This is a genomic window from Methylosinus sp. H3A (genome assembly GCF_015709455.1).
GTDB lineage: Bacteria > Pseudomonadota > Alphaproteobacteria > Rhizobiales > Beijerinckiaceae > Methylosinus.
The window spans coordinates 2,112,670-2,138,644 of record NZ_JADNQW010000005.1 but is presented as its reverse complement, the minus strand read 5'-3'; the positions used below and the strand labels follow the sequence as shown (position 1 = coordinate 2,138,644).

Genomic DNA, 25,975 nt, shown 5'->3' with positions numbered 1-25,975 from the left:
CTCGCCCTTTCCGCCCTCTCTACGAGGGCTCAGCGTCACATGCTCCTTGCCCGATGACTCTCACACATCAGCCCGTCGGTCCCGGCAGCCACGTTTTTCTCGTCGACGGATCGTCCTTCGTCTTTCGCGCTTATTTCCAGTCCATCAGGCAGGACGCGAAATATAATTATCGCACCGACCGGCTGCCGACCGGCGCTGTGCGGCTCTTCTGCGCCAAGCTGTTCCAATTCATCCGCGAGGGCGCGGCGGACGTCACGCCGACGCATCTCGCCATCATCTTCGACAAGTCGGAGAATTCCTTCCGCAAGGAAATCTACCCAGACTATAAGGCGCATCGTCAGGATCCGCCCGCCGATCTCGTCCCGCAATTTCCCCTGATGCGCGCCGCCGTGCGCGCCTTCGGCCTCTTGCCGATCGAGCAGGATGTCTATGAGGCGGACGATCTCATCGCGACATACGCCAAACAAGCGCGCGCGCGCGGCGCCGATGTGCTGATCGTCTCCGCCGACAAGGATCTGATGCAGCTCATCGACGACAAAGTGTCGATGTATGATCCCGCCTCCGGCGCGCGCGAGGAGCGGCGCATCGGCGTTGCGGAAGTGGTCGATTATTTCGGCGTGCCGCCTACGAGGGTCGTCGATGTGCAGGCGCTCGCCGGCGATTCGACCGATAATGTGCCGGGCGCCAAGGGCATCGGCGTGAAGACCGCCGCGCAGCTCATCAATGAGTACGGCGATCTCGACACGCTGCTGGCGCGCGCCGGCGAGATCAAGCAGCCCAAGCGCCGTGAGGTTCTGACCGATGCTGCGAGCGTCGCGCTGATCCGCATGTCGGAAAAGCTCGTGAAGCTCGTCGACGACGCGCCGCTCGAGATTCCGCTGGACGATCTCGGCCTGCATCAGCCGGACGGCAAGACGCTCGTCTCCTTCTTTCAGGCGATGGAGTTCACACAGCTCACGCGCCGCGCGGCGGAGACCTATGGCGTCGAGGCCGGTGAGATCGAGCCGGACCCGGCCTTCGTCGGACCGGCCGGCTGGCGCGGCCGCAATGGCGAGGTCGTCGAGGCCTCGGCCGAGCCCGCGCCTACGCCCACGGCGCCGCCCGCGCCCGCCGCGCCTGCGGGAGACAAAGGCGGCTTCACGCCGCAAGCGCTCGCCGAGGCGCGGCGCGAGCAAGGCGTGGCGACGAAGATCGACCGCTCTCTCTATGAGACGGTGACGACGCTGGAGCGTCTCGACGCCTGGATCGCGGAAGCTTTCGCCGCTGGCGTCGTCGCCATGGATACGGAGACGACCTCGCTCGATCCGATGTCCTGCGATCTCGTCGGCGCTTCGCTGGCGACCGCGCCGGGACGCGCCTGCTATATTCCGCTGCAGCATGTCTCGCCGAACGGCGCGGATCTGCTCGGCGGCGAGCCGGCGCCCGCGCAAATTCCGCTCGCAGACGCGATCGCGCGCTTGAAGCCGCTGCTCGAGGCGCGCGGCGTGCTGAAGATCGCGCATAATATGAAATACGACCTCCTCGTTCTGGCGCGCTACGGCATAGATGTCGCGCCGATCGAGGATACGATGCTGATCTCCTATGTGCTCGACGCCGGCCGCAATAATCACGGCCTCGACGAGCTTTCGAAGAAGCATCTCGGCCATGAGTGCATCCCCTTCTCGGCGGTGGCCGGCTCGGGCCGCACCTTCATCGGCTTCGCGCGCGTGCCTTTGGACAAGGCGACAGAATATGCGGCGGAGGATTCGGATGTGGCGCTGCGCCTGTGGCGCGTGCTGAAGCCGCGCCTCGCCGCCGAACATATGGCGAGCGCCTATGCGACGCTCGAGCGGCCCATGGTCGGCGTGCTCGCGGCGATGGAGCGGCGCGGCGTCGCTATCGACCGCAATATTCTCTCGCGCCTCTCCGGCGAATTCGCGCAAGATATGGCGCGGCTGGAAGCCGAGATCTACGAGCTCGCGGGCGAGACGTTCAATCTCGGCTCGCCCAAGCAATTGGGCGATATTCTCTTCGGCAGAATGGGCCTGCCCGGCGCCAAGAAGACCGCGACCGGCGCCTGGTCGACCTCGGCCAGCGTGCTCGACGAGCTCGCCGAGAGCGGCAACACATTCGCCGCGCGGATTTTGGATTGGCGCCAGCTCTCCAAGCTCAAATCCACTTACACCGATGCGCTGCCGAGCTTCGTGAACAAGGAGACGCATCGCGTCCACACCTCTTACGCGCTCGCCGCGACGACGACGGGGCGGCTCTCCTCCTCCGATCCCAATCTACAGAACATTCCCGTGCGCAACGAGGCCGGCCGCAAGATTCGCAAGGCCTTCGTCGCCGAGCCCGGTAATGCGCTCATCTCGGCCGATTATTCGCAGATCGAATTGCGGCTGCTCGCGCATATCGCCGACATTCCGCAATTGCGGCAGGCCTTCGCCGAGGGAATAGACATTCACGCGATGACGGCGAGCGAAATGTTCGGCGTGCCGGTGCAGGGCATGCCTTCGGATGTGCGCCGCCGCGCCAAGGCGATCAATTTCGGCATCATCTACGGCATTTCCGCCTTTGGCCTCGCCAATCAGCTCTCCATTCCGCGCGAGGAGGCGGCCGCCTATATCAAGCGCTATTTCGAGCGTTTCCCCGGCATTCGCGGCTATATGGACGCGACCAAGAAAACCGTGCGCGAAACCGGCGTCGTCACCACCATATTCGGCCGCAAGTGCCATTTTCCGCGCATCGCCTCGTCGAACGCGTCGGAACGCGCTTTCTTCGAGCGCGCGGCGATCAACGCGCCGATTCAGGGAGCGGCCGCCGACATCATCCGCCGCGCCATGGCGCGCATGGACGAAGCGTTGGCCCATGCGAAGCTCAATGCGCGCATGCTGCTGCAAGTGCATGACGAATTGGTGTTCGAGGCGCCGCAGGAGGAGACCGAGGCGACGATCGCGCTGGTCAAGCGTGTGATGGAGGAGGCGCCGCATCCGGCGGTGACGCTCTCCGTGCCGCTGCAAGTGGAGGCGCGCGCCGCGCAGAATTGGGACGAGGCGCATTGAGCCGAGGCCAGTCGCCCTTCTCCTCGCGATGACGGCGGGCTGAAAATATTTTTTCTCCGCCGATGGATCGAATCGCCTCGCCGGCGGTTCCGCTCACGAGTGTCCGGCGCGGAGGCGAAAAATGAACACGGCCAATCTTCAGCTCGAGGGCGTCTATGCGATCCTCTCGGCTCTATTCGGCGCATTGCGCGACAGGGGTGTGCTCGGAGCCGAGGAGATCGACGCGCTGCTCGTCGACGTCGAGCGCTCGCTCGCGCGCGATCCGCTGCGGCCGCGCGAATTGCGCGACGCCAATTTCGAAGCGATCTGCTTTCCGGCCCGGCTGCTGCGGCTCGCTCTGCGCGAATCGGCGGCCGGCGAAGCCTTTTCCTTCGCACAGCTCGCCGGGCGCGTCGGCCAGGCGACGCCGCCGGAGCAGGCGCCGTCCGAGCCCTGAGCGCTCAGATGGAATAGCTGAAAGAATCGTAGGACAGGCCGTTCAGGAACTGATCCATGTCGCGCGCAGGCTCGGCGCAGCCGGCGGTTCCGACGACTTTGGCGGGGACGCCCGCGACGGTGGAGTTGCGCGGCACCGGATGCAGAACGACCGAGCCTGCTGCGACGCGCGAGCAGGCGCCGATCTCTATATTGCCGAGAATCTTCGCGCCGGCGGCGATCATCACGCCGCGCCTGACCTTGGGATGGCGGTCGCCGCTCTCCTTGCCGGTTCCGCCGAGCGTCACGCTCTGCAGAATGGAGACGTCGTCCTCTATGACCGCCGTCGCGCCGACGACGAGCCCGGTCGCATGATCGAGGAATATGCCGCGGCCGAAGCGGGCCGCCGGATGAATATCGGTCTGGAAAGCGTCGGACGAGCGGCTCTGCAGATAGAGGGCGAAATCCGTCTGGCCATTGCTCCACAGCCAATGCGCCAGCCGATGCGTCTGAATGGCGTGAAAGCCTTTGAAGAAGAGCAGAGGCTCGATCAATCGGCCGCAGGCGGCGTCGCGCTCGACGACGGCTTTGACGTCCGCCCGAAACGCCTCGCCCATCGCGACATCGGCGTCGAGAGCGCGGGCGAAGGCGTCGAAGATCAGATCTTCCGTCACCGCGCCGCCGAGACGCGCCGCGCATCTTCGCGCGACAGCGTCCTCGAAGGACGGCCGGTTGAGGACGAAAGTCAGCAGCAGGCTCGCCAGCGCCGGCTCGCGCGCCAGCATGTCCTCGGCCTCGCGGAGGATATGGGCCCAGAGCGCGTCTCGCGTCTCGGCGTCGGTGACGACAATCGCGCGACCATGCTCCTGCGTCGCTCCCATCGGCGTCTCCTCGTTTCGCCCGGTCGGCGGCCGCGCCGGAAGGCCCTCAATGTGGCTCGAGCGGCCGACTTCGTCCAGCTCGACAAGATATCGTAGCCTGAATCAGCAAGATAGCGAACGCTCGGAAATGGCCGCTCGGCGCAGCCGGGCGATGACGCGCTCGGCCTCGCCAGCGTCGAGGCTGCCGAAGCCGAGGCGCAGGCCCCGCCCGCGCTGCGGCGGCGCCGCGAAGCAGGTGGAGGGGAGGAAGCGCAGACCATTGGCGGCGGCGTCGCGCTCGAGCGCGTCGAGCGTCGCCTCGTCACGGAACGTCGCCCAATAGGCGAGACCGCCGGCCGGGACGCGGAAGCATATCGCCTCGCCGAAGGAGCGGGAGAGCAATTCGCCGAAAGCGTCGCGTCTTTGCGCATAGATCTGGCGCGCCTTGCGCACATGACGGCGCAGCTCGCCGGAATCGACGAGATCGGCCACGGCGAGCTCGGTCAGCGCATTGCCCTGACGGTCCACCGCCGCCGCGGCGTTGGCCATGGACCTCACGACGGGCGCGGGTGCGACGACATAGCCGATGCGCAGCCCGGGCAGCAGCAGCTTGGACATGGAGCCCACATAGAGCACCCGCCCCGGCGCATAGCTCGCCATGGGGAGCAGCGGCTGCCGCTCGAAATGATATTCATGATCGTAATCGTCCTCGATGATCGCGAATTCGAATTTCGCGGCGAGGTCCAGCAGCCGCAGCCGCCGCTCCGGCGTCAGCGGAACAGTGGTCGGAAACTGGTGGTGGGGCGTCACGTAAATGGCGCGCACGCAATGTCGTCGGCACAATCGCTCGACATCCTCCACATCGACGCCGTCCTCGTCGAGACGGGCGCCGACAATTTCGGCGCCGGCGGCGGCGAAGGCTTCGCGCGCAGCCGAATAGCCGAGCCCCTCGACGAGCACGACATCGCCCGGTGAGACGAGGATGCGCGCGGCGAGGAAAATGCCCATCTGGCTGCCGCGCGTGACGCAGACATTTTCGGCGTCGACGACGAGACCGCGATGCGACGCCAGCATTTCGGCGATGGCGCGGCGCAGCTCGCCGGCCCCGCGCGGATCGCCATAGCCGAGCCCGCCGGAGCGCGCCGCGCGCCGTCCCGCGTCGCGATAGGCGCGCAGCAGAGTGTCGATCGAGAAGAGGCGCGCATCGGGAAGCCCATCGTCTATGGCGAGCCCCTCCCCGGCCGGCACGAAGGCGGGGTCCGGCGTCGCGCGGAACGAAAAGCCCGGCGTACGAGGATCGGCGGAGGCTTTGCGCGGCGCCGGCAGCGTCTCGGGAAGCTCCGCGGAGACGAAAGTGCCGCGCGTCCCATGGGTGGTGAACCAGCCCTGGGCGACGAGCTCGTCATAGGCCAGCACGATGGTCTTGCGATTGACGCCGAGCGATTCGGCGAGCTCGCGGCTGCTGGGCAGCGTCGCGCCGGGCGCGAGGCGTCCGCTCCTTATGTCGTGAATCAGCGCATGGACGACCTGGAGATAGAGCGGGGCGCCGCGGCGCGGGTCGATCTCGCGCGACAGGCTGAAGGCGAAGGGGCGCGACATTGGACCCCTCCATTCGGCATTATTGCTCTTTTCATAGGGCCGTCGGCAGCTTCGTCCGACCGCGCGCGCTCTGTCAAGCCGCGCGGCGCGGCGGTCCTTTGGACCCGTCGGCGCGGGAATCTTGGCGGTTTAACGCATATTCGGCTCCGCTACCGTCGATCTCGTCGCAACCGAACACGGAGCGGGAGCCATGCAGACGAGCAATGCCGGCGGTGTCGTGAAAGCTTTGATGGGAATTGGCGGGGTGCTCGCATTCTTCCTCGTGGTCATGCACCAATTGTCGCAATTGTTCCGCTGACCGACGGACTTCGGGAAGGTCCGAGCGGTGGCGCGCAGAAGGGCTCGCCGCCTTGGGGCGAGAGCGCATTCTGCGCGCCGTTCAATCGAAGAGCGGGCGATTCACCAGCCCGCGATGCGGCGGCAGGAGCCGCCCGAGGGACCGAAAGCGTAGCGCGATCCGCAGGCATAGGCCGTGGGCGGCTCGCCGGTCTGCTCGAAGAGGTCATAACCTTCCTTCAAATTCCGCCAGAAGCCGCTCCAAAGCTGATGTTCCGGCGGAACCGACCAGAAATTGGTCCAATCTCCCTGCGTCTCCTTGGCGAAGGCCGTTTCCGTCATGCGGAAGGGAAAGATATGGACCGGCACCTCGTGCTGGCCACCGCGCAGCGCCGCTTCCACCATGCCGTAGATTTCCTCTATGACCTTATCGGTCATGGCGAAGCAGCCGACGGATTTGCAGGCGCCATGGACCATGAGAGCGCCGCCGGTGCGGCCGTTCTGCCGATCGAAGGCGTTGGGAAAACCGACGTCGAAGGCGCGATGATAGTGAGAGTTCGGATTGAGCTGGCGCGCCGAGACGCTGTAAAATCCCTCGGGTGATTGATAATCGCCCGATTTCAGCTTCGGCCCGAGATGGCCGGACCATTTGCAGATCGGATAGGTCCGATAGAGCGAATAGCGCCCGTCCTGCTTCCGCCAGAGCTCGAGCTCGCCTTCCTTTTTGAAAATGCGGACATAAACGGCCGCGCCCATTCGAAAATTCCCGTCGTCGCGGCGCGTGAGCGGCGGCAGCTCATTGGCCGGCGCCGCCGCCGCGAGGGCGAGCGCCGGCATGGCCACGGGCTCCGGCGGCGGGGTGACGGTGACGGGCGGCAATGGCGTCGTCGACGGCTCGACGACGAGATTGCGCGGCCGGGCCGGCGGCAATGGCGCCGCGCCGGGCGGGAGAGCGATGGGAAGCTCCGCCTCGGGCGAGCGGATCGGCGGCAGCGCCGCGAGAAAGGACGGCGGCAACGCCGGCGGGGCGATCGGCGCCGCGATCACCGGCGGCGGCTCGTCCGGCGGGGACGGCTCCTCGCGCTGCGCGGTCTCGACGATCGCGCCGCGCAGATTTTGCAAAAGCGCGCCGAAGGGATTGGAGCGCGCCGCCAGCGTCGGTTCGACACGCCGCGCGGGACCGCGCGACGCAAAGGCCACGAGCGCGCCGATCTCGACGAGGCTCAGAACGAGCGCCGTGGCGAGCAGGACGGGGCGCGACGGTTTCGACGTCATGGCGGTCGTTACAGAATCAGCGAAATACGGATTACGAAACGCGATATTGGCGAAGGAACGGCCGAGGCGCGGCTAAAAGCGCCCCCGGCCGACAAAATCAATGCCCGTCGAAGGTGACGAGCCTGCGCACCGGCACGCCGAGCGCCTCGATCTTCTTCGCGCCGCCGAGCTCCGGCAGGTCGATGACGAAACAAGCGGCGATCACCTCGGCGCCGATCTTCTGCAGCAGCTTCACGGCGCCTTCCGCCGTGACGCCGGTGGCGATGAGATCGTCGACGAGAATCACGCGCTCGCCCTTCACCACCGCGTCCTCATGCACCTCCATCTCGTCGACGCCATATTCCAGCGAATAGGCGATGGAGACGGTCGTGTGCGGCAGCTTGCCCTTTTTGCGCACGGGCACGAAGCCGGCCGACAATTGATGCGCCACCGCGCCGCCCAGAATGAAGCCGCGCGCCTCCATCCCCGCCACTTTGTCGATCTTCGTGCCGGCCCAGGGCTGCACCAGCTCGTCCACCGCGCGGCGAAACGCCTTGGCGTCGCCGAGCAGCGTGGTGATGTCGCGGAACATGATGCCGGGCTTGGGATAGTCGGGAATGGTGCGGATCGTGGAGGCGAGGGTCATGTTCGAAATCTCGTCGGATTTTGTTCGGCTCGTCGTCTCATAGCTCATTCTCGGCCGAAAGGCATCTCGTCCGCCCACGGCGACCGCTTCCGCCGCATTCCGGCCGCAGCATCGCCGAGACCCGACCCATTTTCATTGCAAAGATCAGGATGTTTGAATTTTCGAGAGGATATCTTCACATGGCTGATTCGAAACGTAGAATTTTTTCCGTCATCGTCGCGGCCGCGGTCGTGGCGCTTCTCGGCCTCACCGGTTATGAAGCGGTCTCCGTCGCGCTCGCCCGCGCCGCGACGCCGGAAATCTTCGCGCGCTATGAGGCGGCGACCGACAATGGCGCGAAATCGCCCTCCGGACTTTCGAGCGAGCGGATCGAGACTCTGCTCGCGGTGCAAGATCCGAGCTTCTGGACGCATGGCGGCGTCGATTGGAGCGCGCCGCTCGCCACAACGGTCACGCAATCCCTCGTCAAGCGGCTCTATTTCGAGGATTTCAAGCCGGGCTTTTCGAAGATTCGCCAGACGTTGATCGCGCAATTCGCCGTCGGCCCGCTGACCTCCAAGAATGCGCAGCTCGCCGCTTTCATCGATGTGAACGGCTTCGATTCCGCGGCCCGCAAATGGTTCGGCAAGCCGCTCGCGGAATTGGACGACGACGAGTTTCTCGCGCTCGTCGCCACCAACAACAATCCCAAGGATTACGCGCCGGGCACGCCCGCCAACGCCGAGCGCGTGCGCCGCATCGAGAAATATCTCGCCGGGCTCTGCGAAAGGCAGGGCTTCGCCGATGTGTGGCTGGAGCAATGCGGGGCCTGACCTGCTCTCCCGGCGTCCGGCGGTCACTCGTCGGGCGCCAGCGCTTATGGCTCGCCGCCTCCTGGCGCATTCGCGGTCGAAAAGCGTCGGCTCCTCGTCGCCGCAATCGCCGGACCGCCGGCCGCGAGATGGCCATGGGCTCGTCGCGCCGGCGCCCAGTTTCCTCGCAAAGCTCCCGATCTGCAAGGTGTGGCGGGAGTTTCGGCGGGAGTTGTCATATGTTGGATGCGAAGAGAAGGGCTCGGTCGTTCGGGGCCGCGACGGCGGGCTCGGCGCTCGCCGCCTTCGCGGGGGCGGCCTTCGCCGCCATCGTCGGATATGAGGCGGTTTCCGTGGCGCTCGCCCGCGTCGCGACGCCGGAGCTGTTCGCGCGCTATGAGGCCGAGACCGGCAATGGCGCGAAACTGCCGCCCGGATTTTCGAGCGCGCGCATCGAAACGCTCATCAAGGTGCAGGATCCGAGCTTCTGGACGCATGGCGGCGTCGACTGGAGCGCGCCGCTCGCCACCACGGTCGCGCAATCCGTGGCGAAAAAGCTCTATTTCGCCGATTTCAAGCCGGGCTTCGCGAAGATCCGCCAGACGCTCATCGCGCAATTCGCCGTCGGCCCGCTGACCTCCAAGAATGCGCAGCTCGCCGCTTTCATCGATGTGAACGGCTTCGATCCCGCGGCGCGCAAATGGTTCGGCAAGCCGCTCGCGGAATTGGACGACGACGAGTTTCTCGCGCTCGTCGCCACCAACAATAATCCGACGGACTACGCGCCGGGCACGCCCGCCAACGCCGAGCGCGTGCGCCGCATCGAAAAATATCTCGCCGGACTCTGCGAGCGCGGCGGCTTCGCCGATGCGTGGCTGGAGAATTGCGGGGATTGACGCGCTCTAGCTTTCTTTCGTCGGAGCGAATTCTGATCGATCGAACGATTCCGTTCGATCGGAAAGCGCGCTATGGCGAGGGCGCGATGCGAGCGCAGCGTCAGCGCTTGACCAGTGCGACACGGCGATTCTTGGCGCGGCCGGCTTCGTCGTCATTGGAGGCGATCGGCGACGCCATGCCCGCGCCGAAAGGCGTGAGGCGCTGCGCCGACACGCCATAGCGCTGCGCGAGATCGGCGACGACGGCCGCGGCGCGGCGCTTCGACAAATCCACATTATAGTCGAATTGCCCCTTGCCGTCGGTGTGGCCGGTCACGACGACAGAGACGGACGGATTCGCCTTCAGAAATTTGGCGATCTCGTCGAGCGTCGCGCGCGAGCCCGGCTTGATCTGCGCGTCGTCGAAGTCGAATTCCACGCCATAGAGCGCGACGCGTCCATTGCTGGCGATGGCGCGCGCCATGGCCTCGGCGTCGACAAAGGCGATCTGGCCGCTCTGCATCGGCTTCATATCGACGGCGATCACGCGCACCAGCGGGCCGCTATTGCTGTCGCCGATGATGATCGCCGCATAGACATCGCCGGTCGGGCGCGTCGCCTTGGCGAGAAGATAGCGCACGCCGTCGCCATAGCGGTAATTTATGCCGGCGTCGCCGCCCACGAAATTGAAGCGATAGACGCTCGCCTGGCCTTTGAAGCAAGTGGCGTCGGCGCAGCTGTAGACCAATTCGAAACCCTTGGATTTCAGCGATTCTTCGTAATTGGCCATGATCTCGAGCGACGAGCGGTCCTTCGGCGCATTGTACCAGATGCGCGCGACCTTGCCCTTGACGGCGAAACTATTGGCCTCGGTGAAAGTCTCGCCGTCGGTCTTGATGTCGAGGGGCGCATGGACGAAGCGCTGCTCGTCGAATTCGGCCGACACATATTTCGTGATCTCCGCGCCGGCGTAGCGGCCGACCAGCGGATGATCCTTGGCGCCCGCGACATCCTTGGCGAGCGCGGCGCTCGTCAGCGCGCAGGCGGCGAGGGAAAAGGCGATTCTGCTCGGCGACATAGACACGAAAGCTTGCTCCTGGTTCGGCGGCCGGCGTCTCGCCGTCCCATGGACCGCGGAGCCTCCTTTCCTGCTCGGAAACTCTGCATCGTCGATCGGTCCGCCTGTGTGCGGCGGCGCACGGAGCGACGCGCGATCAGACCGCCGCTCCGCTCACCCGCGCGACGATGACGCCGAGCTTTCTCAACAATTCCGGATCGCGCGCATCGGGCGCCGTCAGAATTGCGGTGTCGAGCGCGCGGTCCGAGCCGATGGGGCAGGACTCGTGCTCCTGTGGAAAATCGACGAGCAGGCGCGCCAGAAGCCGGCTCGCCGCGTCTGCGTTTTTGCGCACCACCTCGATGACGGCGGCGACGTCGACATTATCGTGCTCGGGATGCCAGCAGTCGAAATCGGTGACCATGGCGATGGTGGCGTAAGAGAGCTCCGCCTCCCGCGCGAGCTTGGCCTCTGGCATAGCCGTCATGCCGATGACGTCATAGCCCGCCGCCTTGTAGGTCAGCGATTCCGCATAGGACGAGAATTGCGGGCCTTCCATGCAGACATAGGTTCCGCCGACGGAATGCGCGATATTCTCCGCCTGCGCGGCGGCGGCGATCCGTTTGGCGAGCAACGGCGCGACCGGATGCGCCATCGACGCATGCGCGACGCAGCCATTGCCGAAGAAGGACGATTGCCGGCCGAAAGTGCGGTCGACGAATTGATCCGGCAGCACGAAGAGCCCGGGATAGAGCTCCGATTTGAACGAGCCGCATGCCGAGACGGAGACGAGATCGGTGACGCCCGCCTGTTTCAACGCGTAGATGTTGGCGCGATAATTTATGCCCGAGGGTGAGAACACATGGCCGCGCCCATGACGCGGCAGGAACACCACCTGCGTCTCGCCGATGCGGCCGAAATGCAGCGCGTCGGAAGGGTCGCCCCAAGGCGTCGTGACGCGCTCCTCGCGCAGATCCTGCAAGCCGGGCAGATGATAGACGCCCGATCCTCCGATGATGCCGACCACCGCTCGCGTCATCCGCATTCTCCACTGTGCATTTGATTTCGCAGTGCCATGGCCGCACGTGGAGCGCAAGCGGCCGACGCCCGCCAGCGCGCGACGAAAAATCGCGAAGCCCCAAAAAATTCAACATTGTCAAAGCCCAAGGCGAGGCTCCGCGCGATGCGACGGGGACATGACGCTTTTTTGGGCGATCCATCGAAACTGCCCTCTTCGTGGCCGCCGCAGGGTTGCGCCGCAAAATATGCTGTGTTAGGGGACGATCGCCTTGGAGCTGGGGCGTCGCCCTTGGCTCCTTCCCCCGACAATACACGTTGCTCGAGGCCATTGCGGATTTCGTCGCACGCTGATCCGCGTTGCGCGCGAGGCGCCTCGAGTGACGGCGATCCGAGAGCGATACGCAAGTGGCTTCAGGCGGAGACGATCTATCCGGAGTAGCGGGGCGATACGCTTCCGCCCTTTTTGATCTCGCAGTGGAGAAAGGCTCCACGGAAGAGGTCGCAACGGCGCTGCGCGGCTTCGCCGCGCTGATCGACGAGAGCAAGGATCTCGAGCGCCTGATCAAGAGCCCTGTGTATTCTGCGCAAACGCAGATCAAGGCTCTCTCTCCCATTCTCGACGCCGCCGGCGTCACGGGCGTCGCGGCCAATTTCGTGAAGCTCGTCGCGACAAAGCGTCGCCTCTTCCTTCTCCCCGCCATCATCGCCGCCTATGGCAAGCTGCATGACGCCGCCAAGGGCATCGTGCATGCGGACATCACCGTGGCCGCGCCGCTCGCCTCGCATCACGAGAGCGCCCTGCGCGACGCGCTCGCCGGCGTCACCGGCGGCAAGACGGTCGACCTCGAAGTGAAGGTCGATCCGGCGATCATCGGCGGTCTCGTCGTCAAAATCGGCTCGCGCATGCTCGACGCGTCGCTGAAGACCAAGCTCAATTCCATTCGAACACGCATGAAAGAGGTCGGCTGATGGCTATCCGCGCCGCAGAGATTTCCGCGATCCTCAAGAACGAGATCGCCAATTTTGGCAATGAGGCCGAGGTCGCCGAGGTCGGTCAGGTTCTCTCCGTGGGCGACGGCATCGCCCGCGTCTATGGTCTGGACAATGTCCAGGCCGGCGAGACGGTGCAGTTCGAGAACGGCATCACCGGCATGGCGCTCAACCTCGAGAGCGACAATGTCGGCGTCGTGATCTTCGGCTCCGACCGCGACATCAAGGAAGGCCAGACCGTCAAGCGCACCGGCGCGATCGTCGACGTTCCGGTCGGCAAGGCGCTGCTCGGCCGCGTCGTGGACGCGCTCGGCAATCCGATCGACGGCAAGGGCCCGATCAACGCCGAGACGCGCGCCCGCGTCGACGTGAAGGCGCCCGGCATCATTCCGCGCAAGTCGGTGCATGAGCCGATGGCGACCGGCCTCAAGGCCGTCGACGCGCTGATCCCGATCGGCCGCGGCCAGCGCGAGCTGATCATCGGCGACCGCCAGACCGGCAAGACGGCGATCGCGCTCGACACGATCCTGAACCAGAAGTCGCTGAACGAAGGCGACGACGAAAAGGCCAAGCTCTACTGCGTCTATGTCGCGGTCGGGCAGAAACGCTCCACCGTCGCGCAATTCGTGAAGGTGCTCGAGGAGCGCGGCGCGCTCGACTATTCGATCATCGTCGCGGCCACCGCCTCCGATCCGGCCCCGATGCAGTTCCTGGCGCCCTTCGCCGGCTGCGCCATGGGCGAGTATTTCCGCGACAATGGCATGCACGCCGTGATCGTCTATGACGATCTCTCCAAGCAGGCCGTCGCCTATCGCCAGATGTCGCTGCTGCTGCGTCGTCCTCCGGGACGCGAGGCCTATCCGGGCGACGTGTTCTATCTCCACTCCCGTCTGCTCGAGCGCGCCGCCAAGCTCAATGACGAGCGCGGCTCCGGCTCGCTGACCGCTCTGCCGATCATCGAGACGCAGGCCAATGACGTGTCGGCTTACATTCCGACCAATGTGATCTCGATCACCGACGGCCAGATCTTCCTCGAGACCGAGTTGTTCTACCAGGGCGTCCGCCCGGCGGTGAACGTCGGCCTCTCCGTGTCGCGCGTCGGCTCCTCGGCGCAGACCAAGGCGACCAAGAAGGTCGCGGGCAAGATCAAGGGCGAGCTCGCCCAGTATCGCGAGATGGCCGCCTTCGCGCAGTTCGGCTCCGATCTCGACGCGGTGACGCAGCGTCTGCTGAATCGCGGCGCGCGCCTGACCGAGCTGCTGAAGCAGCCGCAGTTCTCGCCGCTGAAGATGGAAGAGCAGACGGTTGTGATCTACGCCGGCGTCAACGGCTATCTCGATCCGCTGCCGGTCGGCCGCGTGCGCGCCTTCGAGGACGGTCTGCTGGCGCTGCTGCGCACCCAGCATCAGAACATCCTCGAGACGATCCGCACGACCAAGGATCTGCCGGATGCGACGGCCGCAGAGCTGAAGAGCGTCATCGACGCTTTCGCGAAATCCTTCGCCTGACGCGCGCAACCTCGAGGACTAGAAACAATGCCTCCGTCATTGCGAGCGAAGCGAAGCAGTCCAGGAGCCGCCACGCGGCTCTGGCTCGCTTCTTCGCTCCTCGCGATGACGGCGGCGCGGATCTGGTCAGAATGAGACGGGTTCTCTCATGCCTTCGTTGAAGGATCTTCGAAACCGCATATCTTCCGTCAAGGCGACGCAGAAGATCACCAAGGCCATGCAGATGGTCGCGGCGGCCAAGCTGCGCCGCGCCCAGGCGGCGGCCGAGGCGGCGCGTCCCTACGCCGAGCGCATCGAGAAAGTGCTGGCCAATCTCGCCGGGGGCGTCTCCTCCGGCGCGCCAGTGCTGCTCTCCGGCAATGGCCGCGACGAGACGCATCTTCTCGTCGTGGCGACCGCCGAGCGCGGCCTCTGCGGCGCGTTCAACTCCTCGATCGTCCGCCTCGCCCGCGAGCATATCCAGCGCCTGCAAGGCCAGGGCAAGACGGTCAAGATTCTCTGCGTCGGCAAGAAGGGCTATGACCAGCTCCGCCGCAACTATGAGAAGAACATCATCGAGCTGGTCGAGCTGCGCGGCATACGCCAGCTCGGCTTCGAGCAGGGCGACGCGATCGGCCGCAAGGTCATCGATCTGTTCGAGAGCGGCGAGTTCGACGTGGCGACGCTGTTCTTCTCGCGCTTCAAATCTGTGATTCAGCAGTTTCCGACAGCGCTGCAGCTCATTCCGGCGCAGATTTCCGCCAATGAGAACGACACGGCGGCGAGCGGCCCGCAGGCTTCCTATGAATATGAGCCTGGCCAGGACGAGATTCTGACGACGCTGCTGCCGCGCAACATATCGGTGCAGATTTTCCGCGCATTGCTCGAGAACGCCGCTTCCGAGCAGGGCGCGCGCATGAGCGCGATGGACAACGCCACGCGCAACGCCGGCGACATGATCAAAAAGCAGACGACGCTCTACAATCGTTCTCGCCAAGCGATCATCACCAAGGAACTCATCGAGATCATCTCGGGCGCTGAAGCGCTCTGACCAGAACAACAGCCGAGAGGACGAGACAATGGCTACCCCCACGCCCACGGGTCACATCACGCAGGTGATCGGCGCTGTCGTCGACGTGAAGTTCGACGACCACCTGCCGGAAATCCTGAATGCTCTGGAGACCACCAATCAGGGCAACCGCCTCGTTCTCGAAGTGGCGCAGCATCTCGGCGAGAACTCGGTTCGCACCATCGCCATGGACTCGACGGAAGGCCTCGTGCGCGGCACGCCGGTGGCCGACACGGGCGCCCCCATCTCTGTGCCGGTCGGCGACGAGATGCTCGGCCGCATCATCAATGTGATCGGCGAGCCGGTCGACGAGGCCGGCCCGATCGTCACCACCGCCCGGCGCGCCATTCACCAGCCGGCGCCCTCCTACGCCGAGCAGGCGACCGAGGCGCAGATCCTTGAGACGGGCATCAAGGTCGTCGATCTGCTCGCGCCTTACGCCAAGGGCGGCAAAGTCGGCCTGTTCGGCGGCGCGGGCGTCGGCAAAACCGTCATCATCATGGAGCTCATCAACAATATCGCCAAGGCGCATGGCGGCTATTCCGTCTTCGCCGGCGTCGGTGAGCGCACGCGCGAGGGCAACGACCTCTATCACGAGATGATCGAGGGCGGCGTGAACAAGAAGCCCGAGAACGGCTCCGCCGCCGGCTCCAAGGCCGCGCTGGTCTATGGCCAGATGAACGAGCCTCCGGGAGCCCGCGCCCGCGTCGCTCTGACCGGCCTCACCGTCGCCGAGGACTTCCGCGACAAAGGCCAGGACGTGCTGTTCTTCGTCGACAACATCTTCCGCTTCACCCAGGCGGGTTCGGAAGTGTCGGCTCTGCTCGGCCGCATTCCTTCGGCGGTGGGCTATCAGCCGACGCTCGCCACCGACATGGGCGCGCTGCAAGAGCGCATCACCACGACGACCAAGGGCTCGATCACCTCGGTGCAGGCCATTTACGTGCCGGCCGACGATCTGACCGACCCGGCGCCCGCCGCCTCCTTCGCCCATCTCGACGCGACGACGGTGCTCAACCGCGCCATCGCCGAAAAGGGCATTTATCCGGCGGTCGATCCGCTCGACTCGACCTCGCGCATGCTGTCGCCGGCCATTGTCGGTGAGGAGCACTACGACGTCGCTCGTAAGGTTCAGTCCACTCTGCAGCGCTATAAGTCGCTGCAGGACATCATCGCCATTCTCGGCATGGACGAGCTCTCGGAAGAGGACAAGCTGACCGTGGCGCGCGCCCGCAAGATCGAGCGCTTCCTGTCGCAGCCCTTCCACGTCGCCGAAGTGTTCACCGGCGCGCCGGGCAAGCTCGTCGCGCTCGCCGACACGATCAAGGGCTTCAAGGGCCTCGTCGAGGGCCAGTACGACCACCTCCCGGAGGCCGCCTTCTACATGGTCGGCACGATCGAGGAAGCGGTCGAGAAGGCTGCCAAGCTCGCCAAGGAAGCGGCTTGATCCTCTAATCGCTGAGCGGACATGCGTCGATCTGCGACGTATGTCCGCTCGGAGTTTTTATTCTTGGCGGGATCATCATCGGAAAGCCGGCTCCCGCTTTTCCGAAATCCTGCTCGAACGACGGAGCCCATCATGGCCACGTTCCACTTCGAACTCGTCTCCCCTGAGAAGCTTCTGTTCTCGGGGGAGGTGGACTCCGTCGTCGCGCCCGGCGCCGAAGGCTTGTTCACGGTACTCGAGAACCATGCGCCGGTGATGACGGTGCTGAAGCCCGGCGTCGTCGAGATCGACGAGGCCGGCAATAAGGCGAAGCTGTTCGTGCGCGGCGGCTTCGCCGACGTCGGCGTCGGCGGCTTCACCATTCTGGCCGAATACGCCATTCCTGTCGCCGAGCTCGACGCCGCCAAGATCGACGCCGATATCAAGGATGCGAGCGAGGATGTCGCCGACGCCAAGAGCGACGAGGCGCGCCACCTCGCGGCCGAGAAGCTCGGCCAGCTCCAAGAGCTGAAGGCTGCTCTGGGTCTTTGAGGCCGTCGGCGATCGGAGAATGATCTCCGGCGCCGACACGCTTCCCGAATTCGCGTGAAAGAGCGAGCCTGAAGGCGTGCGGTCCAGATTAGGTATTGGACCGCACGCCTTCAGGCTCGCCGACTTTTCAGGGGCCCAAGGTCGCGCCTCTGGCTGGAATGACGCGAGCCGCCGCGCCCTCGGCTATTTCAAGAATTTCGCGCCGTCGAGCTCCTGCCGTAGCTCGAAGCTCCGGAATTGCGTGAAGATCGGCGCGATCCACGCCTTCAGCGCCGCGCGAACGACGATCGACATCTCGGGCGGCGGCGAGACCAGCAGGCGGCTCAACGACAGATTCGGCTGATCCAGAGATTTCGCCACGGCGCCATCCAGCGGGCCGATGACGAATTTGCGCGTCGAAGGATAATGGCCGAGCGTCTCATGGGCATAGGCCCCCAAGGGCGCGGCGCCCTCGTTCTGAACCGCCACCATGGAGAGGTCGCGCCAAGCGGCGGAGAGCGACTTGGCGCTGGCGAGCGAGGATTCGGTCTGGTCGACATGGAAGAGCACGATCGGCTCGACGCCGCGCATATGCGCCTCCTCGAAGAAGCCGATCTCCTTCACCGTCTTGAAAAACCGATCATAGGCCCGCTGCCAGACATCGACGATCTTGGGAACCCCGTCGTCGACGAGCAGGCGGTCGAACAAGGATATCTGCCCGCGTATGTCGGCGGTGTCGATGACGCGCGTGCGGTCCGGAAACAATTCGTGATAGCGCGGGGCGTGGGGATCGGTGTCGAAACCTTCGACCTCGGTGAGGCGCGAGAGATAGAAATCCGTCAGCAGCCGCGCGGTCGTCGAAACGCCCGATCGCGGATGCGGGGAACAGACGACGAACACTAAAGTGCGTCGACTCATCTCTCACTCTCTCGGCGCCGCCCGAGGCTCGCGTTTTTACAGATCACCCGAGTCCGGCGCTATGCGCCCTCCCTGCCGGCGATCCGATCCAGCAGACGGATGCGGTCGAATTCGTCGGCGATCCTGTTCTGCCAAGTGCGAACATAACCGCGAAGGACGAAGGAATGGTCCGCCGGCTCTCCTTCCGCCGTCCGATTGGCGACGAAGGTGGAAAAAGGCGCGCCGGCGATCTCAACCTGTTCATAGGACAATTCGTTGAGCTTGGGGATGGTGATCTCGCCCGCAGTCTCCACTTTCTCGAAATATTTGCGGTGCGTCACCGGGTCCCATTCGAAAAATGTGGTGTCGTTGACATGGTTCTTGACGAGGAAATAGTCCGCATCCTCGACATAGGGCGCGACTTCTGCGATCTCGTCGAGCGACGCGATGGACGATCCGAGCACATGGAACAGAATGAAGCCGACCTCCCCTTCCGCCACCGCCTCGAGGAAGCCCGTGTCCTGCAGCGCCTGCAGCGCGGGCTCCAGCCCGCCGGCGCGAACGTCGACCACGCTGACCTTGACCTGAGCCGTCGCCAGCGTGTCGATGATCTTCATCTGATCGGATGTCGAGGTGAGGTCGACGACGCTCGTGTGATCGGGATGAAAACGATAGAGCGTGCCGCGCGGCGTCTCCGTGTCGAAGGCCCGGGTCAGGACATTGTTGGCGGCGAGATAGTCGAGCAGCACGCGCGCGATCGTCGTCTTGCCCACGCCGCCCTTGTCGGCTCCGACCAGAATGAGCGTCGGCCGGCCTCTCAGCGGGGCGAGAGGCGGGGTTTTCTCCCGGGCGATCGGCGGCCGCTCCTCACGCGCCGGACTCTGCTTGGTTTCTTTGGTCGGTCTTTGAGCCATAGCCTAGCACCTATTTCGCTCGCGCCCGAGTTCGGGCCGCAGGAACAGATGTCCATTACCATTTATGGGTTGCGCGCGCCGAGCCTTTTCTCGCCGCGGCAGGCGCGATCGAAACCTTTCCGGTTGATACCACGAATGGGGTTTGTAGTTTTTCGAGACCTAGCGCCGTCTTATAGTGAATTGACATTCGCGCGACCTCGAATAAGTAGGTCTCACATTTTTGAAGGATCGCGGTTCGCGCGACGGTCGCCACCTCATGCGGCGGTCGGCGCGGCCGTTTTGCCCGGCGCGATTCTGCGCGGGGCCGCCACCCGAAGGAAGAGCGCCGTCACGGTGATCGCGCCTACTCGGAGAAGAGGATGAGTGTGATCCGGGTAGAGGATGCAGAAGGCGTCACCCATGAACTCGAGCCTGTCGAAGGCTGGCGCTTGATGGAGATTTTGCGCGACTATGGAATGGGCATGGAAGGCACCTGCGGCGGCGCTGTCGCCTGCGCGTCCTGCCATATCGTGCTCGATCCAGAATGGGCCGACAAGGTCGCGCCGCCGCGCGACGACGAGATCGACAAGCTCGACGAATTGCCGTTTCTGCACGAGACCTCGCGGCTCTCCTGCCAGATCATCTGGTCGGACGAGCTCGACGGGCTGAAGCTCACTCTGGTCAAGGAGCCGACATGACCCGGCCCGTCCGTCCGCAAATCCTCGTCGCCAGCGATCTCGCCGAGGGCGACGTCGTGTTTCTCGGCGCAGAGGGCTGGGAGCGCGATCTCCTGCGCGCGAAAATTGCTTATGACGCGGCCGAGGCGGCGGCGCTCGATGCGGCCGGCAAGGCCGATGTCGGGGCCAATCGCGTTGTCGACGCCTATCTCGTCGAAGTCGAGCTGAGCGAGGCCGGCGCGCCGACGCCGCTGCATTTTCGCGAGAAGTTCCGCGCCGCCGGCCCGAGCGTGCGGCGCGATCTGGGGAAGCAGGCGTGGCTGCGTGGAATTGGGGATGGTCGATGACTGCGCATGATCCAGCCCTGACGCCGCGCCCCAACGCCGCGCCGACGATCTACGCCTATGACGAATATGACCGCGCCTTCGTGCGCGAGCGCGTCGCGGAGTTCCGGGGACAGGTGGAGCGGCGCCTCGCCGGCGCGCTGACGGAGGACGAATTCCGCCCCTTCCGCCTGATGAACGGGCTCTATCTGCAGCTGCACGCCTATATGCTGCGCGTCGCCATTCCCTATGGCTCGCTCACCTCGCGGCAGATGCGCCAGCTCGCCTATATCGCCGACCGCTGGGACAAGGGCTACGGCCATTTCACCACGCGGCAGAACCTCCAATATAACTGGCCGAAGCTCGTCGATGTGCCCGATATTCTCGAGGCGCTCGCCGATGTCGACATGCATGCGATCCAAACCTCCGGCAATTGCATCCGCAATGTGACCGCCGATCATTTCGCCGGCGTCGCGGCCGACGAGATCGAGGATCCGCGCCCGACGGCGGAATTCCTGCGCCAATGGTCGAGCGCCCATGCCGAATTCAGCTTCCTGCCGCGCAAGTTCAAGATCGCGGTGAGCGGCGCGGAGCACGATCGCGCAGCGATCAAAATTCACGACATCGGCCTGCGCATCGTGAGGGACGCTACGGGCGAGACGGGCTATGAGGTGATCGTCGGCGGCGGGCTCGGACGCTCGCCCTTCGTCGGCAAGGTGCTGCGCGAATTTCTGCCGCGCGCCGATCTGCTCAGCTTTCTCGAGGCGGTGCTGCGCGTCTACAACCGCTTCGGCCGGCGCGACAATAAATACAAGGCTCGCATCAAGATTTTGGTGCATGAGACCGGGCTCGACGAAATCCGCGCGCAGGTCGAGGCGGAATTTGCCGCCATGGACCGCGCGCCTTTCGCTTATGACGCGCAGGAGTTCGCGCGTGTCGCCGCGTCTTTCGCGCCGCCGCCCTACGAGACTTTGCCGGCGCGATCGCAGGCGCTGGAGACGGAGAACGCCGAATTCGCCGCTTTCGCCGCCGTGAATGTCTCGCCTCACAAGACCTCCGGCTATGCGATCGTCACGGTTTCGCTCAAGCCGATCGGCGGCATTCCGGGCGACGCCACTTCCGCGCAGATGCGCGCGCTCGCGGACGCGGCCGACAAATACGGCTTCGGCGAATTGCGCGTCAGCCATGAGCAGAACATCATTCTCCCGCATGTGAAGCAGGATGATCTCCTCGCTCTGTGGCGCGATCTCGAGGCGGCGGGCCTTTCCACCGCCAACGCCGGGCTCATCAGCGACATCATCTCCTGCCCGGGCCTCGACTATTGCTCGCTCGCGACGGCGCGCTCCATACCGATCGCCCAGGCGATCTCGGAGCGCTTCGCCGATCTCGAGCGCCAGCGCCTCATCGGCAAGCTGGGGATCAAGATTTCCGGCTGCATCAACGCCTGCGGACATCATCACATCGGCGCGATCGGCATTCTCGGTCTCGAGAAGAAAGGCGTCGAATCCTATCAGATCACGCTCGGCGGCGATCCGACCCTCACTGCCGCGATCGGCGAATTGCTCGGCCCCGGCGTTTCCGCGGAGGAGGTTCCGGACGTGATCGAGAGCCTCGTGCAATTCTATCTCGACGAGCGGCGAGACGGCGAAGCTTTCATCGACACGTGGCGGCGCTTGGGCCATAAGCGCTTCAAGGAATCGGCGCGGCGGGAGGGCGAGGATGGCTCTGGTATCTGACGGCGCTTTCATCGCGGACGAGTGGCGTCGTCTCGCCGATGAGGAATCCCTGCCCGGCTCCGGCAAGGTCATCGTCTCTCTCGCGCGCCTGCCCGCCACGCTCGACGATGCGCGGCTCGCGGCGGTGGGCGTCTACATCGCCAATACGACAGACCCGAAGGCGCTCGCGCCCTATTTCGAGCGTCTCGCGCTCATCGACATCGCCTTTCCCGCCTTTACCGACGGGCGCGGCTTCTCGTTGGCGCGGCTGCTGCGCCGCGAGGGCTTTTCCGGCGAATTGCGGGCGAGCGGAAAGCTGACGCCGGACCAATATCTGCACGCGATCGGCAGCGGCTTCGATCGCATCGAAATCCCGGACGAGCTCGCGGCCCATCACGGAGAAGCCAATTGGGCGAAGGCGCGCCAAGCGCGCAGCCTCTCCTATCAGCGCGGGATTCCCGGAGGCGCGTCCATACTCGACCGTCGACGAAAGGGCGCCGCATGAAGCCATCGCTCGTCGAAATCCTCGCGCCGCGGCTCGCCGCGCTCGATCTCGATCATCGCCTGAAGCTCGCCCGCGAGGTCATTCCCGGCCACATCGTCTTCACGACGAGCTTCGGCATAGAGGACCAGTTCGTCACCCATTCGATCTTCACGCAAGGGCTCGAGATCGACGTCGTCACCATCGACACGGGCCGTCTCTTCGAGGAGACGATCTCGCTGTGGGAGGAAACCGAGGCGCGTTACGCGCGGCGCATTCATGCGGTCTATCCGCAGGCTCTGCCGCTCGCGGAGTTCGTCGCCGAGCATGGCGTCAACAGCTTCTATCGCGCGGTCGAGAATCGCAAAGCCTGCTGCCATGTGCGCAAGGTGGAGCCGCTCTCCCGCCTGCTCGCCGGCGCCTCCGCCTGGGTGACGGGACTCCGCGCCGATCAATCGCAGGCGCGCGAAGGCGTGAATCTCATCGAGCTCGACAACGACCGCAAGCTCGTCAAGCTCAATCCGCTCGCCGATTACACGCGCGAGGCCATCGTCGCCGCGACGGAGGCGTTCAGCGTGCCCGTGAACGAGCTGCACGCCAAGGGGTTCCTGTCCATCGGCTGCGCGCCCTGCACGCGCGCGCTGGAGCCCGGCGAGAGCGAGCGCGCCGGCCGCTGGTGGTGGGAAGAGGACGAGAAAAAGGAATGCGGCCTGCACGTCGGTCCTGACGGACGTTTGACGCGCGGGCCTGCGCCGGAGGATCCGCGATGAATGCGCTGGCGGCCAAGCCGCTCGGCCATCTCGATCGGCTCGAGGCGGAGAGCATCCACATCATGCGCGAGGTCGTCGCCGAATGCGAACGGCCGGTGATGCTCTATTCGATCGGCAAGGATTCGGCGGTAATGCTGCATCTCGCCATGAAGGCCTTTTATCCGTCGAAGCCGCCCTTCCCCTTGCTGCATGTCGACACGACATGGAAGTTCAAGGAGATGATCGCCTTTCGCGATCGTCGCGCGGCCGAGACGGGCCTGGAGCTGCTCGTCCACACCAATCCGGAAGGGGTCGCGATCAACATCGATCCCACCGTGCATGGATCGCAGCTCCATACGCAAATCATGAAGACCGACGCGCTGAAGCAGGCGCTCGACAAATGGAAATTCGACGCGGCCTTCGGCGGCGCGCGGCGCGACGAGGAAAAATCCCGAGCCAAGGAGCGCGTGCTCTCCTTCCGCAATGCGCAGCATCGCTGGGATCCCAAGGCGCAGCGCCCCGAATTCTGGCGGCTCTACAACGCGCGCAAGGGGCCGGGCGAGAGCCTGCGCGTCTTCCCGCTGTCCAATTGGACCGAGGCGGATGTGTGGGACTATATCGCGCGCGAAGGGATAGACGTCGTGCCGCTCTATTTCGCGGCGGAGCGGCCGGTGATCGATCGCGACGGCATGCTGATCATGGTCGACGACGATCGGCTGAAGCTGCAGCCCGGCGAGACGATACAGCAGAGAAAAGTGCGCTTCCGCACGCTCGGCTGCTATCCTCTGACCGGCGCGATCGAGAGTTCCGCGGCGACTTTGGAAGAGATCATCGCCGAGATGCGCGCGAGCCGCTCCTCCGAGCGCCAGGGCCGCCTCATCGACCATGACGGCTCCTCGTCGATGGAGCAGAAGAAGCAGGAGGGTTATTTTTGATGCACGGCGGCCTCGCCACGCCTGCGCCGCTGCGCGCCCCCGCCGGGCCGGCGCCCGCCGACAAGCCTCTGCTGCGCTTCATCACCTGCGGCTCGGTGGACGACGGCAAGTCGACGCTGATCGGCCGCCTGCTCTATGACGCCGATCTCGCGCCCGACGATCTCATCGCCGCGCTCGAGAAGGATTCGAAGAAGCACGGCACGCAGGGCGACGATCTCGATTTCGCGCTGCTCGTCGACGGCCTCGCGGCCGAGCGCGAGCAGGGCATCACCATCGATGTCGCCTATCGCTATTTCGCGACCGAGAAGCGCAAATTCATCGTCGCCGACACGCCCGGCCATGAGCAATATACGCGCAATATGGCGACGGGCGCCTCGACGGCCGAGCTCGCCGTGCTGCTCGTCGACGCGCGCCGGGGCCTGCTCGATCAGACACGCCGCCACAGCGTCATCGTGTCCATGCTCGGCGTGCGCCATGTCGTCGTCGCCGTCAACAAAATGGATCTCGTCTCCTATTCGCAGGAGATTTTCGACGCGATCGAGCGTGACTTCCGCGCCTTCGCCGAGCATTTGCGCTTCCTCACCATCGCGGTCATTCCGCTCGTCGCCAAGGATGGCGACAATCTCGTGCATGCGAGCAAGAAGATGGACTGGTATTCCGGTCCGCCTTTGCTCGGCTATCTCGAGAATGTCGCGCCGGACGACAACGCCCGTGTGCTGCCCTTCCGCTTCCCCGTGCAATGGGTGAACCGGCCCACCCATGATTTCCGTGGATTCTCGGGCTTCATCGCCAGCGGCAATGTGAAGCCGGGCGATATCGTCCGCATTCTGCCTTCCGGACGCGACACGACGGTCGCGCGCGTCGTCACCTATGACGGCGATCTCACCCATGCGGTCGCGGGCCAATCGGTCACGCTGACACTGAGCGAAGAGATCGATATTTCGCGCGGCGACATGCTGGTCTCGCCCGTGTCGCCGGCCAAGATCGGCGATCGACTGTCGGCAAAGCTCCTGTGGCTCGTGCGCGAGCCGCTCATAGTCGACAAGAGCTATCTCGTGAAGCTCGGGGCGCGCACGACTCCGGCCTTCGTCAAGACAGTCGGCTCGCACATCAAGATCGAAAGCGGCCTCGCCGAGCCGCTCTCCGATCCGAGCGTGACGCTCGCCTTCAACGAGATCGGCGAGGCCGAGCTGTGGCTCGACACGGCGATCGCCTGCGACCCTTATGACGGCAATCGCGAGACGGGCGGCTTCATCCTCATCGATCGCGTGACCAATGAGACGGTCGCCGTGGGCATGGTGCAGCGATCGGCCTGGACCGAGCGCAGCGCGCGAAACGGCGTCGAGGCGAGCTACGCCTCCATGGAGGGCGTGCCGTCGCCCGATCTCCTGCGCCAGACGCCTTTGCGCAGCCTCATCAAATCCTTGTCCTGGCGCGTGCCCGGCAGCCTCGTGACCTTCGGCGTCGCTTTCGCCTTCACGCAGGATTCGAAGATTGCGGCTGCGATCACGGGCGCGGAGGTCGTCTCCAAGATCGCGCTCTATTACGTCCACGAACAGCTGTGGACGCGTTTCGGCATCGGCCTCGAGAAGAACGAGCGGCCGCATGACGACGTCGGCTTGTAATCAATAAGAGACGCGCCGCGACGGCCGTCATTGCAAGCCGACGATCCCCGAATTTTGTCGGGAGACCGCGCGATAGTTGGCGCGATAAATGCTTCTCGGCCCATGGGAGCGCTGCGCGCCGCGCGGATCGAAAGCCATGACGGCTGTCTAGACCGCGCCGGCTGTATACGCCTTTGACGGGAAGCTTTCGCTCATGATTTGAGCTGCTTCCATTCGCGCTATCCGTCCCGAATATCGACGAGTGTCTGCCCCCTCGGGCGCGCACGCCCGTCTCGAGACGCGTTCGAACGAAGCGACCCTCCACCAATCTCGGCCGTCATTGTCTCGAATCTTTCGAGGCCGGA

At 64.9% G+C, this 25,975-nt stretch carries 22 protein-coding genes and 2 pseudogenes; 16 read left to right on the top strand and 8 right to left on the bottom strand.

All coding sequences use genetic code 11. The annotated features are described in order from the left end of the window. The first annotated feature begins 53 nt into the window (after window positions 1–53). Both polA and IY145_RS13070 read left to right on the top strand, forming a co-directional pair. On the top strand, window positions 54–3,041 hold the full coding sequence (polA, locus tag IY145_RS13075; protein WP_196408621.1) for a DNA polymerase I: 2,988 nt from the start codon (window positions 54–56) through the stop codon (window positions 3,039–3,041). A gap of 121 nt (window positions 3,042–3,162) precedes the next feature. Beyond that, on the top strand, window positions 3,163–3,477 hold the full coding sequence (locus IY145_RS13070; RefSeq protein WP_196408620.1) for a hypothetical protein: 315 nt from the start codon (window positions 3,163–3,165) through the stop codon (window positions 3,475–3,477). A 4-nt stretch (window positions 3,478–3,481) separates the two neighbouring features. On the opposite strand, the gene cysE is transcribed toward IY145_RS13070, so the two are convergent. The 4 genes and pseudogenes from cysE to IY145_RS13050 form a co-directional block, all read right to left on the bottom strand. Then, window positions 3,482–4,336: a serine O-acetyltransferase gene (gene cysE, locus IY145_RS13065; protein ID WP_196408619.1), complete on the bottom strand. Its 855-nt coding sequence runs from the start codon at window positions 4,334–4,336 to the stop codon at window positions 3,482–3,484. A 102-nt stretch (window positions 4,337–4,438) separates the two neighbouring features. Then, window positions 4,439–5,914, bottom strand: a complete 1,476-nt coding sequence (locus IY145_RS13060) for a PLP-dependent aminotransferase family protein (protein WP_196408618.1) — start codon at window positions 5,912–5,914, stop codon at window positions 4,439–4,441. 399 nt (window positions 5,915–6,313) lie between these two features. Continuing rightward, complete coding sequence (locus tag IY145_RS13055) at window positions 6,314–7,465, bottom strand: murein L,D-transpeptidase family protein (RefSeq protein ID WP_196408617.1); 1,152 nt, start codon at window positions 7,463–7,465, stop codon at window positions 6,314–6,316. 97 nt (window positions 7,466–7,562) lie between these two features. Next, window positions 7,563–8,109 (bottom strand): annotated as a pseudogene (locus IY145_RS13050) (adenine phosphoribosyltransferase). Between the two features lie 160 nt (window positions 8,110–8,269). Here IY145_RS13050 and IY145_RS13045 point away from each other — a divergent pair. Together IY145_RS13045 and IY145_RS13040 are read left to right on the top strand one after the other, a co-directional pair. Continuing rightward, window positions 8,270–8,902, top strand: a complete 633-nt coding sequence (locus tag IY145_RS13045) for a transglycosylase domain-containing protein (protein ID WP_196408615.1) — start codon at window positions 8,270–8,272, stop codon at window positions 8,900–8,902. A 218-nt stretch (window positions 8,903–9,120) separates the two neighbouring features. Then, window positions 9,121–9,777: a transglycosylase domain-containing protein gene (locus IY145_RS13040; RefSeq protein WP_196408614.1), complete on the top strand. Its 657-nt coding sequence runs from the start codon at window positions 9,121–9,123 to the stop codon at window positions 9,775–9,777. A 100-nt stretch (window positions 9,778–9,877) separates the two neighbouring features. Here IY145_RS13040 and IY145_RS13035 read toward each other — a convergent pair whose 3' ends face one another. Then, window positions 9,878–10,834 carry an OmpA family protein gene (locus IY145_RS13035; protein WP_196408613.1) on the bottom strand — a complete coding sequence of 319 codons (957 nt, stop codon included), beginning with the start codon at window positions 10,832–10,834 and terminating at the stop codon, window positions 9,878–9,880. Window positions 10,835–10,970: 136 nt separating this feature from the next. Then, on the bottom strand, window positions 10,971–11,852 hold the full coding sequence (locus IY145_RS13030) for an S-methyl-5'-thioadenosine phosphorylase (protein WP_196408612.1): 882 nt from the start codon (window positions 11,850–11,852) through the stop codon (window positions 10,971–10,973). 386 nt (window positions 11,853–12,238) lie between these two features. Here IY145_RS13030 and IY145_RS13025 point away from each other — a divergent pair, with 386 nt between their 5' ends. From IY145_RS13025 to IY145_RS13005, 5 genes and pseudogenes are all read left to right on the top strand, one after another. Further along, window positions 12,239–12,802: a F0F1 ATP synthase subunit delta gene (locus tag IY145_RS13025; RefSeq protein WP_196408611.1), complete on the top strand. Its 564-nt coding sequence runs from the start codon at window positions 12,239–12,241 to the stop codon at window positions 12,800–12,802. Continuing rightward, the gene (gene atpA / locus IY145_RS13020; RefSeq protein ID WP_196408610.1) at window positions 12,802–14,331 is read left to right on the top strand and encodes a F0F1 ATP synthase subunit alpha; all 1,530 of its coding nucleotides are present in this window, start codon (window positions 12,802–12,804) and stop codon (window positions 14,329–14,331) included. The genes IY145_RS13025 and atpA overlap by 1 nt, the downstream gene beginning before the upstream one ends. A gap of 148 nt (window positions 14,332–14,479) precedes the next feature. Then, a complete protein-coding gene (locus IY145_RS13015; protein ID WP_196408609.1) occupies window positions 14,480–15,361 on the top strand; it encodes a F0F1 ATP synthase subunit gamma in 882 nt (293 codons plus the stop codon). Between the two features lie 49 nt (window positions 15,362–15,410). Next, window positions 15,411–16,826: pseudogene (atpD, locus tag IY145_RS13010) on the top strand (F0F1 ATP synthase subunit beta); the annotation flags it as partial. 132 nt (window positions 16,827–16,958) lie between these two features. Continuing rightward, the gene (locus IY145_RS13005) at window positions 16,959–17,357 is read left to right on the top strand and encodes a F0F1 ATP synthase subunit epsilon (protein ID WP_196408607.1); all 399 of its coding nucleotides are present in this window, start codon (window positions 16,959–16,961) and stop codon (window positions 17,355–17,357) included. A 183-nt stretch (window positions 17,358–17,540) separates the two neighbouring features. Here the strand turns inward: IY145_RS13005 and IY145_RS13000 are convergent, their stop codons facing one another. Beyond that, a complete protein-coding gene (locus IY145_RS13000) occupies window positions 17,541–18,254 on the bottom strand; it encodes a hypothetical protein (protein WP_196408606.1) in 714 nt (237 codons plus the stop codon). Window positions 18,255–18,313: 59 nt separating this feature from the next. After that, the gene (locus IY145_RS12995; protein WP_196408605.1) at window positions 18,314–19,147 is read right to left on the bottom strand and encodes a hypothetical protein; all 834 of its coding nucleotides are present in this window, start codon (window positions 19,145–19,147) and stop codon (window positions 18,314–18,316) included. A gap of 359 nt (window positions 19,148–19,506) precedes the next feature. Between IY145_RS12995 and IY145_RS12990 the strand changes: the two genes are divergently transcribed. The 7 genes from IY145_RS12990 to cysN are packed head-to-tail and all read left to right on the top strand — an operon-like array spanning window position 19,507 to window position 25,631. Next, entirely contained in the window at window positions 19,507–19,824 is a 318-nt protein-coding gene (locus IY145_RS12990) for a 2Fe-2S iron-sulfur cluster-binding protein (RefSeq protein ID WP_196408604.1), read from the top strand. Further along, window positions 19,821–20,150 (top strand): DUF2849 domain-containing protein, encoded by a 330-nt coding sequence (locus IY145_RS12985; RefSeq protein WP_196408603.1) that lies wholly within the window; start codon window positions 19,821–19,823, stop codon window positions 20,148–20,150. Before IY145_RS12990 ends, IY145_RS12985 begins: the two co-directional genes overlap by 4 nt. Further along, window positions 20,147–21,862, top strand: a complete 1,716-nt coding sequence (locus IY145_RS12980; protein ID WP_196408602.1) for a nitrite/sulfite reductase — start codon at window positions 20,147–20,149, stop codon at window positions 21,860–21,862. The genes IY145_RS12985 and IY145_RS12980 overlap by 4 nt, the downstream gene beginning before the upstream one ends. Beyond that, complete coding sequence (locus IY145_RS12975) at window positions 21,846–22,346, top strand: DUF934 domain-containing protein (RefSeq protein WP_196408601.1); 501 nt, start codon at window positions 21,846–21,848, stop codon at window positions 22,344–22,346. Before IY145_RS12980 ends, IY145_RS12975 begins: the two co-directional genes overlap by 17 nt. After that, complete coding sequence (locus IY145_RS12970) at window positions 22,343–23,092, top strand: phosphoadenylyl-sulfate reductase (protein WP_196408600.1); 750 nt, start codon at window positions 22,343–22,345, stop codon at window positions 23,090–23,092. Before IY145_RS12975 ends, IY145_RS12970 begins: the two co-directional genes overlap by 4 nt. After that, entirely contained in the window at window positions 23,089–24,006 is a 918-nt protein-coding gene (gene cysD / locus IY145_RS12965) for a sulfate adenylyltransferase subunit CysD (protein WP_196408599.1), read from the top strand. Before IY145_RS12970 ends, cysD begins: the two co-directional genes overlap by 4 nt. Next, window positions 24,006–25,631, top strand: coding sequence for a sulfate adenylyltransferase subunit CysN (gene cysN / locus IY145_RS12960; RefSeq protein ID WP_196408598.1), 1,626 nt, complete (start codon window positions 24,006–24,008; stop codon window positions 25,629–25,631). Before cysD ends, cysN begins: the two co-directional genes overlap by 1 nt. The last annotated feature ends 344 nt before the right edge of the window (window positions 25,632–25,975 follow it).

Excerpts from the sequence above, each read along its gene's own strand:
- polA (WP_196408621.1), top strand. The coding sequence starts at position 54 with ATGACTCTCACACATCAGCCCGTCGGTCCCGGCAGCCACGTTTTTCTC.
- IY145_RS13070 (WP_196408620.1), top strand. The coding sequence starts at position 3,163 with ATGAACACGGCCAATCTTCAGCTCGAGGGCGTCTATGCGATCCTCTCG.
- cysE (WP_196408619.1), bottom strand. The coding sequence starts at position 4,336 with ATGGGAGCGACGCAGGAGCATGGTCGCGCGATTGTCGTCACCGACGCC.
- IY145_RS13060 (WP_196408618.1), bottom strand. The coding sequence starts at position 5,914 with ATGTCGCGCCCCTTCGCCTTCAGCCTGTCGCGCGAGATCGACCCGCGC.
- IY145_RS13055 (WP_196408617.1), bottom strand. The coding sequence starts at position 7,465 with ATGACGTCGAAACCGTCGCGCCCCGTCCTGCTCGCCACGGCGCTCGTT.
- IY145_RS13045 (WP_196408615.1), top strand. The coding sequence starts at position 8,270 with ATGGCTGATTCGAAACGTAGAATTTTTTCCGTCATCGTCGCGGCCGCG.
- IY145_RS13040 (WP_196408614.1), top strand. The coding sequence starts at position 9,121 with ATGTTGGATGCGAAGAGAAGGGCTCGGTCGTTCGGGGCCGCGACGGCG.
- IY145_RS13035 (WP_196408613.1), bottom strand. The coding sequence starts at position 10,834 with ATGTCGCCGAGCAGAATCGCCTTTTCCCTCGCCGCCTGCGCGCTGACG.
- IY145_RS13030 (WP_196408612.1), bottom strand. The coding sequence starts at position 11,852 with ATGACGCGAGCGGTGGTCGGCATCATCGGAGGATCGGGCGTCTATCAT.
- atpA (WP_196408610.1), top strand. The coding sequence starts at position 12,802 with ATGGCTATCCGCGCCGCAGAGATTTCCGCGATCCTCAAGAACGAGATC.
- IY145_RS13015 (WP_196408609.1), top strand. The coding sequence starts at position 14,480 with ATGCCTTCGTTGAAGGATCTTCGAAACCGCATATCTTCCGTCAAGGCG.
- IY145_RS13005 (WP_196408607.1), top strand. The coding sequence starts at position 16,959 with ATGGCCACGTTCCACTTCGAACTCGTCTCCCCTGAGAAGCTTCTGTTC.
- IY145_RS13000 (WP_196408606.1), bottom strand. The coding sequence starts at position 18,254 with ATGAGTCGACGCACTTTAGTGTTCGTCGTCTGTTCCCCGCATCCGCGA.
- IY145_RS12995 (WP_196408605.1), bottom strand. The coding sequence starts at position 19,147 with ATGGCTCAAAGACCGACCAAAGAAACCAAGCAGAGTCCGGCGCGTGAG.
- IY145_RS12990 (WP_196408604.1), top strand. The coding sequence starts at position 19,507 with ATGAGTGTGATCCGGGTAGAGGATGCAGAAGGCGTCACCCATGAACTC.
- IY145_RS12985 (WP_196408603.1), top strand. The coding sequence starts at position 19,821 with ATGACCCGGCCCGTCCGTCCGCAAATCCTCGTCGCCAGCGATCTCGCC.
- IY145_RS12980 (WP_196408602.1), top strand. The coding sequence starts at position 20,147 with ATGACTGCGCATGATCCAGCCCTGACGCCGCGCCCCAACGCCGCGCCG.
- IY145_RS12975 (WP_196408601.1), top strand. The coding sequence starts at position 21,846 with ATGGCTCTGGTATCTGACGGCGCTTTCATCGCGGACGAGTGGCGTCGT.
- IY145_RS12970 (WP_196408600.1), top strand. The coding sequence starts at position 22,343 with ATGAAGCCATCGCTCGTCGAAATCCTCGCGCCGCGGCTCGCCGCGCTC.
- cysD (WP_196408599.1), top strand. The coding sequence starts at position 23,089 with ATGAATGCGCTGGCGGCCAAGCCGCTCGGCCATCTCGATCGGCTCGAG.
- cysN (WP_196408598.1), top strand. The coding sequence starts at position 24,006 with ATGCACGGCGGCCTCGCCACGCCTGCGCCGCTGCGCGCCCCCGCCGGG.